The organism is Streptomyces sp. NPDC088354 (assembly GCF_044753585.1).
Lineage (GTDB): Bacteria > Actinomycetota > Actinomycetes > Streptomycetales > Streptomycetaceae > Actinacidiphila.
On record NZ_JBIVNJ010000089.1, the window covers coordinates 1 to 9,938 of the forward strand.

Annotated in this window: 8 protein-coding genes; 5 read left to right on the top strand and 3 right to left on the bottom strand. The window is 68.2% G+C overall.

Going from position 1 to position 9,938, the window contains the following annotated elements; genetic code table 11:
* The 5 genes from ACIP98_RS41145 to ACIP98_RS41165 all read left to right on the top strand — a co-directional run.
* A partial coding sequence (locus ACIP98_RS41145) for a sensor histidine kinase (RefSeq protein WP_401981830.1) occupies positions 1-454 on the top strand: 454 nt, incomplete at its 5' end.
* 83 nt (positions 455-537) lie between these two features.
* The gene (locus ACIP98_RS41150; RefSeq protein ID WP_401981833.1) at positions 538-852 is read left to right on the top strand and encodes a hypothetical protein; all 315 of its coding nucleotides are present in this window, start codon (positions 538-540) and stop codon (positions 850-852) included.
* A gap of 360 nt (positions 853-1,212) precedes the next feature.
* Positions 1,213-2,619: a cytochrome P450 gene (locus ACIP98_RS41155; RefSeq protein WP_401981836.1), complete on the top strand. Its 1,407-nt coding sequence runs from the start codon at positions 1,213-1,215 to the stop codon at positions 2,617-2,619.
* Positions 2,620-3,195: 576 nt separating this feature from the next.
* Positions 3,196-4,569, top strand: coding sequence for a cytochrome P450 (locus ACIP98_RS41160; RefSeq protein WP_401981838.1), 1,374 nt, complete (start codon positions 3,196-3,198; stop codon positions 4,567-4,569).
* A gap of 185 nt (positions 4,570-4,754) precedes the next feature.
* Complete coding sequence (locus tag ACIP98_RS41165; RefSeq protein WP_401981840.1) at positions 4,755-6,395, top strand: hypothetical protein; 1,641 nt, start codon at positions 4,755-4,757, stop codon at positions 6,393-6,395.
* A 44-nt stretch (positions 6,396-6,439) separates the two neighbouring features.
* On the opposite strand, the gene ACIP98_RS41170 is transcribed toward ACIP98_RS41165, so the two are convergent.
* From ACIP98_RS41170 to ACIP98_RS41180, 3 genes are all read right to left on the bottom strand, one after another.
* A complete protein-coding gene (locus ACIP98_RS41170) occupies positions 6,440-7,687 on the bottom strand; it encodes a hypothetical protein (protein ID WP_401981842.1) in 1,248 nt (415 codons plus the stop codon).
* Positions 7,688-7,991: 304 nt separating this feature from the next.
* Positions 7,992-8,789: a helix-turn-helix domain-containing protein gene (locus ACIP98_RS41175; RefSeq protein ID WP_401981845.1), complete on the bottom strand. Its 798-nt coding sequence runs from the start codon at positions 8,787-8,789 to the stop codon at positions 7,992-7,994.
* Positions 8,790-9,298: 509 nt separating this feature from the next.
* The gene (locus ACIP98_RS41180) at positions 9,299-9,724 is read right to left on the bottom strand and encodes a hypothetical protein (protein WP_401981847.1); all 426 of its coding nucleotides are present in this window, start codon (positions 9,722-9,724) and stop codon (positions 9,299-9,301) included.
* Positions 9,725-9,938 lie beyond the last annotated feature (214 nt).

A 9,938-nucleotide genomic window follows, 5' to 3' on the forward strand; every position in this document is an offset into this window, starting at 1 on the left:
TCCGCATGCTGATCCGCCGAGCAACGAGCCGCTACCGCTGGGGAGACCGACCTACCACTCGACGCCTCACATGATCCATTTGCCGGTCGGTCTAATTCGCCTGTTCGCCGAATTGGTGGACAACGCCACCCGATTTTCCGCGCCCGCCACCCGCGTGACCGTGAACGCATCTCCACTGCCCGACGGCGGAGTGAGAGTGGCGATCCACGACGCAGGGATCGGCATGTCCGACGAAGACCGCGACATCGTCAACGCGCGCCTCAGCGACCCACCTCAGCTGCCGGGAAGCCGCCGTCAAGGCCTCTACATCGTCGGCCTCCTGGCCGCCCAGCACCAGTCCCACGTCCGGCTCGACGCGCACCCCGGGGGCGGCACTTCCGCCCACGTCACCTTGTCGCCGCTGATGGTCACCACCGGCCAGCGCAGCCTGCCCGCGGCCGAGACGGCTTCCTAGCCGTGGTCGCGAAAACCGGCCGGGGGGCGCCGGTACTACCAGCCAGCGAAACGATGGACCGTACGAGCGATGGGGTCAGGGACATGTCGAGCACAGCCAGCCAGACAACGGAGTACAGGGCTGCCTACATCGACATGCACACCCACAACCTGTTGGAACCCGCCTATGAGACGCTGAGCGAGGCTCAGCAGCGCTGTGAAGGTGATCTCACCGGCGCATGGACCGGAGATGGCCTGCTCGATTTGACCTGGGAACGGGACGGGGAGCCGGCTGAGCGCTGGCGGATGATGATGCAGACCGAGATACTCAGGATGCCGGTCTCCACGGGGTACGAAGTGGTCAGCGTGCAACCCGGCGAAGATGCGCCCCGAAAAGTCACAGGCAGTCCGTCTGCTTGAAGGAAGCACGTGATCTCGCCTCGCCGGGTCATGCGCAAGTGCTGCATTGCCGGGGGCGCATGGTTGCGTGCTGCGGGGCGCGAAACGCCGAACACGCCACGCCGACTGCCGCGCCGGCTTTAACCTGCGCACCATGTCCCTGGCAATGGCTTGCCCCTCGCCACCGCTGCGCGCCCCGGCGAGCGCACGAAACGGCACCGCTTCCGATGTGGATATGCTGCCAACTCGTCGCAGCTGCGAGGGACTTGAGATGTCCCCTGTTCGGCTGCCCGCCTGTGGACGCGCTGTTCCGGCCGACAGCCGGCGCCGTGCCTCGCTCACCCGTTTGCTTCGGTACTTCACCGTGACTCCGGAGGCCTCGTGACCACCTCTCCCCCTGAACATCCTCAGCCTGCGGTAGCCGCTGCACCGCCGCCCGGGTGCCCCGCGCATGGGCTGTACGGCCAGGACCTGCAGCAGTTGCACGCGCCGAAAGCGGTGGAGAACACCCGCCAGCTGTACGAAGACCTGCGTGCCACCCACGGCGCAGTGGCCCCGGTGGAGATTCCCGGTGGTGTCCGGGCATGGCTGGTCCTGGGGCACCGAGAGAACCTTGAGGTTCTGCGGACCCCCTCACGGTTCTCCGCAGACTCTCGGCTCTGGCGGGACAGCAAGGTTCTCAGCCCCGAGCACCCCTTGGCTCCTCTCATCGCCTGGCAGCCGCTGGTGAACTTCGCGGAGGGCGACGACCAGCGGCGGCTGCGGGGCGCGGTCAACGACAGCCTTGCCAGGTTCAACAGCATCGGAATCCGACGGCGGATCCAGAAGATCGCCAACACCCTGATCGACGGGTTCTGCCGGGACGGCCACGCCGACCTGGTCGCTCAGTACGCTCAGCAACTCCCCATGCTGACCATGATGCGGCTGCTCGGCGTCCCAGAGGGCGTCGCCCCGAAGTTGATCGCCGCCTGCCAGGATCTGATTGCCGGCACGGCCACCGCGGCAGCCAGCAATCAGTTCGTCATGCAGGTTCTGCAGGAACTGGTCGCCTCCCGCAAGGACCAGCCCGGGGACGACCTCCCTTCGTTCCTGCTTCAGCACGAGTCGCAACTGACCGACACCGAGGTGGCAGAGCACCTGCGACACACGCTGGTGGCCGCCCACACGACGACCAGTGTCCTGCTGGCGGACACCATCGAGATCTACCTCACGGACAGCAAGACCCGCGCTCAGCTGTCCGGCGGCACCCGCACCCTGGAGGAGTCCGTCGACCACATCCTGTGGGAGCGGCCCCCGCTGGCAGTCCTTCCCGCGCGGTACGCCACCGGCCCCACCACCCTGGGTGAGCAGACCATCGAGGAGGGCGACATGGTCCTGATGGGCCTGGCGGCCGGCAATGCCGATCCGCACGTCCGTCCTGACCCGACAGTTTCGATGCTCGGCAACCGCTCGCATCTGGCGTTCAGCGGGGGCGGGCACGAGTGCCCCGGCCAGAACATCGGCCGGGCAATCGTCGAAACCGCCTGCGACGTTCTGCTGACGCGCCTGCCCGACGTACAGGTCACCGGGGAAACGCAGCGCGTCTTCACCTGGATGGCTCACCCCCTGGTCAGCTTGCCGGTGGAGTTCACGAGCAAGGCCCCCCAGAGCCTTGTCACCCCGGCCGTGACGCCGTCATCACCGCCGCCGTCCGGGCCGCAGCCGCAGATGGTGCCACCGCCGCCTACGGCACCGCCCGTTCCGGTGGCCGCCCGGGCGCCCTGGTGGCGGAGGCTGTGGCGCCGGTAACCCACAGCACCACGGACCCCAGGTCATCCGTCCCGCCCTGGCCACCATGGCCAGGGCGGGACTTCTTTGTGCGCGTCCACTCATGACCGCCGGGGACATCGGTTCGCCGAGCACGCAGCAGCAACGACGCCCAGGAAACAGAAGATGCCCCTGTTGCGGCAATTCCGGTCATGACCATGGCTCAATCGAACTCTTGACGTGATCATCACCGGCGGGACGATTGACCCTGTCATATGAACTGCCTGATCTCCTGGCGGGCAGCGGTGTAACGAAGCAGGCGAGGTGATGGAACGTGAAGCACGCCCGCCCCGGATCGGCCCTCTCGCTCCGTCCGTATCCGCTCCCGCTCCCACAGCCTGCGCTGCGGCGCCCCCACCCATGCCTGGGCCTTCCCACATGCACGGACGCCGGAAAGCGGCTCCTGTCCGGGTCTCCGCGGGCGACCTGCCTTCCGCTCACGACCCTGCCAACGCCAGCGACCGCGGGGGCGGTAGCTGCTCATCCATAGCCGGCCGCTGGCCACTAGGCCTTCAAGTCTCCACTGCTCACTGTGGATCACGGAGAAAGGACGTTCGTATGTCTGTGGGGCTGAAGTCCGTACCTCGGGCGCCGGGCCGGCTGCCGCTGCTCGGGCACGCCGTGCCTCTGGCTCGCTCGCCGCTGAGTTTCGTTTCCTCCCTTCGCGACACCGGAGATCTGGTCCGGGTCGACATCGCCAACTTGCCCGTCTACTTCGTCAACTCCTTCGACCTCGCCCACGAGGTCATGGTGGGCCAGGCCACGAGCTTCGAGAAGGGGCGCTTCTTCGACCGGCTGCGCAGCCTGGTCGGCAACGGCTTGGCCACATCCGATGCTGAAACCCATCGGCGCCATCGCCGTCTGATGCAGCCGTTGTTCCACCGCGAACGCATCGCCGGGTACGCGGCGTTGATGAGCGACCACGCCCGGCAGATCACCGAGGCCTGGAGGCCCGGTGCCACACTGGCAGTGGTGGAGGTGATGAGCGAGTTCGTGGTGGCCAGTGTGGCAGCGTCGATCTTCTCCAGTGACCTCGGTGCACCGGCCCGCGAATGCGTGCAGCGCAACGTTCCGGTCATCATCAAGAACTTGCTGCTGCGCACCGTCTCGCCCAAGTTCCTGGACCGGGTTCCGATCCCCGCAAATCGTCGCTTCGACGCTGCGACGCGGGAGCTGCACGAGGTCCTCGACGCGGCCATCGCGTCGGCCCGCGCAGCGGGCCCCGGGTACGCCCCCCAGGTCCCGGACGTGCTGTCAACTCTGCTGGACGCCCGCGATGCCGACACCGGGCAGCCGCTGAGCGACATTGAGGTACGCGACGAGGTCGGCACGATCCTCTTCGCGGGCATCGAGGCCACGGCCAGTACCCTGGCCTGGGCCTTGCACGAGATAGCCAGCCACCCAGAGATCGAGGAGCGGCTGGTAGCCGAGATCGAGGACGTGGTCGGGGACGGCCCCGTTGCCTTCGAACATGTCCGACAGTTCCCGACGATGCAGCGGGTCCTGGACGAGACGGTCCGCCTGCACGGCGTCACCCTGCTAATGCGTCGGGCGCTCAAACCGGTGGAGTTGGGCGGTTACATCCTGACACCAGGCACCGAGGTCGCCTTCAGCCTCTACGCTCTGCACCGGGACCCGCGGGCCTACCCCGACCCGGACCGCTTCGATCCTGACCGCTGGCTGCCCGAGAACTCAACCGACCGGCCGCGCACCGTGTTCTTGCCGTTCGGTGCCGGAAACCGCAAATGCATCGGTGATGCCTTCGCCTGGACCGCGATCATCATCGCGCTCGCTACGATCCTTCCCCGCTGGCAGTTGCGGCACGTCCCCGGCCGGTCCCCGAAGGAAGCCACCGCAGCGGTGCCCCATCCCGACCACCTGCCCATGACAGTCCTGCGGCGCGAGGTCCCGGTCGTCAGCAATCCGGCCTGACCGCCCTCGAAAGCGCCAGGGCCTACTCGCCCAAGCTCTGACAACGGCTCGCATACGGCAGCCAGCGGCCAACCTCGATCCCAGACCGCCGGGTTGGCCGCTGGACTAGCCTGAGCGTGTGACGCATCACGGTGCCGCTGACCGGCACGTGCCCGGTCACGTCCCTTCACCCTCACGGAGACTTCGTGTCTGCATCTGCTGCCGAACCCGGACCCCCTCCTTGCCCGGCCGGCGCCATCGCGCTGTTCGGTGGCGGCTTCGACCTCGACCCGGACGGCACCTACCAGCAGTTGCGCGCCCACGGCCCGGTGACGCCGGTCCGGCTCACCGCCGACGCCTGGGGATGGCTGGTCATCGGGGATCACGAGGTTCAGCAGGTCCTCGCCAATGCTGACGGGGCGTGGACCAGCGACTCACGCCGGTGGCACGGCTGGCCGCTCAGTGGCTCCCCGCTGCCGGGCCCGCTGCGGGACATGACCCACCGGCTCAGCTCCCGGTTCTCCGACGGCCCCTCTCGCTCCAGGCTGGCCACGCCGCTGGAGCAGGCTCTGGCCGAGCTGGACCCGCAGACCACGGTGCACTACCTCGCCCGCATCGCGGACGAGGACATCGAGACCTTTGCCGGACAGGGGGCCGCCGACCTGGTCAGCGAGTACGCCCATCGGCTCTCGCCGCGGGTGATGATGGGCCTGCTCGGCATGACCGAGCGCTACGCCGCAGGAATCTCGGTGGCACTGGACAACCTGACCGCACCCGAACATGCCGACCGAGGGCACCGACGGCTGACCGAGCTCCTGCTGCAACTCGTCCGCGAGAAACGGGCTATACCGGGGCCCGACCTGGTGTCCTGGATCATCACCCACGGCCCCGATCTGAGCGACACAGAAGTCGGCGAACAGGCACGACTCCTGATGAGCGCAGGCATTTCCACTACCAACGGTCTGCTGCGCAGCGCTCTGGCCGCCCTGCTCACCGACGCGGGTCTGCGCCGCGCGGTCCAGCAGGGCTACCGCAGCATCGCTGATGTCACCACGCAGGTCCTGGCGAAAACGCCCCCGCTCAGCGAGATCTTCGGCCGCGTCGCCACCCGGCCCACCCGCATGGGCAACACCGACATCGCAGCCGGTGACCTGGTCATCATCTCCCTCGCCGGCGCGGCCGCCGACCCCAGCACTGCCGGACGGGCCGTCGACGCGACGACCGCCTGGGGGGTCGGCGAACACCGCTGCCCACCAGCCGCCCGAGACCTGGCCCTGATGATCGTCCACACCAGCGTGATGCGGCTGCTCCACCACCTGCCCGACATCACTCTCGCGCTGCCAACAGACCAACTGGCCTGGAGCACCAAGAACGGCATCCGGTCGGTGGACGCTCTGCCCGTGCAGTTCCAGCGAGTGCGGCAGATGCTCGTCGACGGCGAGGTCACGTTCCTCCCGCCCGCCACCTTCACCACCACCCCGGCCCCCCTCGACGTCGCCCAAGCCTCGAAGCCAGCTCCTGACCGACCCGACGCTCAGGCCTTGTTGAACGGACTCCTGGAGGGCTACCTGGTGACGGACAAGCCGTATCCGTCCCCGCTGCCCGCCGAGCTCGCCGACTGGCACGGCTACACCCGCTACGGCGGCCACATCATCCTGGTGGTGCTCGATGACGGCGAACTGGCGGACCACCCTTCGCGTCCAGACCTGGAAGCCAACCTGTTCCCGGCCGCGGTCCGCACGGTCCTTCGCGAGGGATGGCGCCTGGTCGACGGGTTCGTGGTGTGCAAGCTGCCCATCGACCCCTGGAACGGCGTGGTCACACCCGAAACAGACTTCGAACGATAGCCTCGCGGATGCAGCGAGACGGACAAGGCCCGAGCAGGGCGACTTCACCGGGCTGTCGTTGATCGCCACCACCAGGCCATGGACTGCTGGTCGAGCAGGTCCTCATACTCCCCCAGGGAGCTGCACGCGCTAGCGGAGCGCTTGATCCGCCGGACCTCGGCTTGCGCGAGGGACCCCAGGATTCGTCGTCTGATAGCGACCTCGTGCACGTCGTCGCAGTTTCCGGAGCAGCATATCTGCGGCGGCCGCCAGGCGTGCCGTATGTGATGGGCTGCCTGCAGGAAGCCCATGGTGGGTTCCGCTCGAGTCTCGGGGCTGGTCGGGGCTACGGACGGCGGGGGTTGCGTCGCGGGGGTGGCAGCGCAGGTGGCGCGCTGACGGCGTGCACCGATGTAGGCGGCGACAGTCCGCGGGCGCCAGGTCAGCCACCAGGAGGCGAGCTCCGTGGCGATCTCCTCGCGGGAGAAGCCCGCCAGGAGCCACGGCCTGATCGCGTAGGCCAGCCGTCGCAGGGTCTCGCCTTGTGTCCACCAGATCCGCGGCCGGAGCCAGCGGGCAACGTCGACGGCGTGCGCGGCCTGGGCGGGAGTGACGTCGCCAAGCCGCGTAGCGGGCCGCCTGGTCCGGGGGCTTGTGTTGTTTCTCTTCCCACTCACCCCAGCTTTAGGACGGTAGTGGGTGGACCTACAAGAAGGGGTGTCACGGCGCCGGCGTTGGGAGGCGTCGCGGCGCGCTCGGGCGATGGCCGCTTCTCGGCCGGCTTGCGTGAACCCGATCAGGCGGGCCGCGTAGCCCGTGCCGGCGATGCGATGTCCGCGCGAGTGATCCCAGGCGCGTGGAGCGGTGGCGGCGTAGATGGTCGCCGTGCCGGACCAGCCGCCTTGCCCCTCCTTGCGCGGGTTGGTGCGCGAACCGTGAACGACCCACGCCAGCAGCCCGAGTTCCCGCAAGTAGGCGACATGGCGATCCACGGTCCGGCGGCTGACCGGCAGCCGACGCGTCATCTCGTCACGGCGGTAAAGAACGTGCCCTTGCCGGTCCATGCGGCGGGCGAGGTCGTCGGCCACCAGAAGCGTGGTGGCATTCGCCTTCGGATGCAGCTTCGACTCGACGGCCCAGCGGGCGGCCTCGAGGAAGCTCTTCTTGTCCACGCGCCGTGAGCGGGTGGTGGAGATCTCCTGCCAGGCGTGGTCGCCGACCAGCTCAAAGGCGCCGACGCTGGGCTGCTGGACCGGGCCGTCGGCTTTGGTCGTTGGGAAGTCTTGGTTGTCGGTGCGGGCATGCTGCATCATGGACGGGCATGCCCTCCTTCCGGGCATGCAAGGGCCCCGTTTGGCGCGGGGCCGGTTTTTAGGGGAACCACATGCCGCCCCTGGCGGGGCGGAAATCCCGGCGGTCGCAACGGCCGGGGTTGCTTGCCGAGCTGGACACTCGGCAAGCGGGAATGATCGAGGCCGGGCAGGGCTCACGGTGCTGGACACACCACGAGCCCGCCGCCACGCAGGACTCACCCAGCGAAGCGGCTATCAGGCCGGGCAGGCGTTGCGTTCCGAGCGGTCAATCACCTCCGCGAGCGGAAATCCTCCGGGCCGGCGGTCAGCTGGCGCTGCGTACGTCCACGCGCGTGAGGTGGCGGCCGATCACGCCGGCGGCGTCCATGACCCGGTCGATGTACCGGGCCCTGCGTGTGGCACTGCGGGCCAAGTGGCTCTGCGCGAGCAGGGTCACGGCGCCCAGGACGGTGTTCGCGCACCACAGGGGCGCGGCGATCACGTGCCAGCCGTCGACGACGGCTTCTTCGTCCGCGTATCCCTGCTCCTGGATCCGCCGCCAGTCCTGGACCTTGTGCGTCTCGGGCTTTCCTTCGGGGATCGGTCCTCGCGCCCGGCCCAGACCACCACGGAATGCACGGATGACGGCACCGGAGGCGTCAGTGTCGAGCGAGCCCTGCCATAGCGCGTGCAACTGCTCGGCCGGCGCCGCGAGCAGCTCTGGGCGATGGACTCCCATCGCCCAACTCGTGCACATGCGCATCGGCGGCACGCCCACCAGCGCGTACAGCAGGGCCACTTGGCCCGTCTCGCTCTGCAGCTTCACCAGCTCCGAGCTGAGCACCCGCGGCGACGGTCCGGAGAGCCGGATGGGCAGGTCTGCGAACGGCCGGCTGTGCCGTTCCAGCGCCGCAGCGGCAAGCGCGTAGGAACCCTTGCCCCTCTGTTCGACGCGGCCGGCGCGCACGAGTCCCTGGAGGTACCGGTACGCGGTAGGCATCGGCAGGCCGGTGCGGATGGCGATCTCATAGAGCTGGAGCTGGTCGGGTCCGTCGAAGGCATCCAGGACAGCGACGGTCCGGCCCACGCTGTCCGTGGGCCCGGCAGCGACAGATGTAAGCATGAGTAGTCCCCCTTGCATCACGGACCGCCGCCAGAGGCAACGCCCTCGTCCGAGGGTGCCGATTCTTGCCAGGCCGGAATCCGCCTGCCAGATCATCTTTTTTTCCGGGTCTACGGCTTCCGGTTATTCGAACATCGCGGATGGCTCGGCGAGCCATCCGTTTCATTCGGGTTGCGAGGAATCGGGCCTGACAAGTCAGGCAAAACGCCCCGCGAGGGAGGTCTGCGGCGGTCGAATCGCCTGTCTGCCGGATCTGGACATGCCGATTTCGGCCACGCTTGAGTCATCTGGTGCGCGGACCGCGGGAAACGCCGAGGGGACCGGGCCCGTGTGCGGGTGCTTCTCCTGCCCGCGGCTGACCTGCCTGCTCTCGGTTGGGGCGTTCGCTTGACGACCGGGGGTGGAGAAGCTTCGACCGGCCCCCGTCCGGACATGAAACGGCCCCCGCCGCGACGGAGACGGGGGCGATCCAGCGCACTACTCCGATGCCGGAATGTCTGCCGGTCAGCCTACGGATGCCCGTAGCGCACGCACTTGAAGTACGTGGGCGGTGGCGCGGACCCGTCATCCAGGCAGACCCGGACGACCGCAGCTCCCCCAGGGACCTCAGCCGGCACGGTGAAACTGAACGGCACGACCTCGCCGGCACACGACCTGGTGTCGCTGTAACCGACTCCCAGCTGCACGTTGCCGGCGTCAAGGGTGAACGCCGTGGTGCCTCGGCAATTCTCCTGGTCAGCCGACTTGTGGACCCCCTCCACGAGGACCGACCGGCCGTACCAAGTCAACGTGCCAGTCGTGTACGTGTTCGTGACGGTGACGTTGAAGGGTGTGGTGGGGTAGGCCGCCGTTTGGGCGCTGGCTGTGGGCGCGGTCAGGAGCATGCCTGTGGTCAGTGTGACGGCGCTGAAGGCAGCGGCGAGATGGGTGCGCAAGTCGTCTCCAGGAGTGAGGCCGGTCCGGCGGCTGAACGCCCAGTCTCCTGGCCGACATAGGGCGCGTCCACGACAGATTGAGCCAACCGCCGCCACTGATGGCGATGGCGCTCACTGAATGAGCTTTTTCAGCGTTGCTTCTCCAGGGTGAGGATGGCTTTGGCTGCTGACGACAGGCGGTTGGGGCTGCAGCGGGCGTGACGGAAGATGCGCC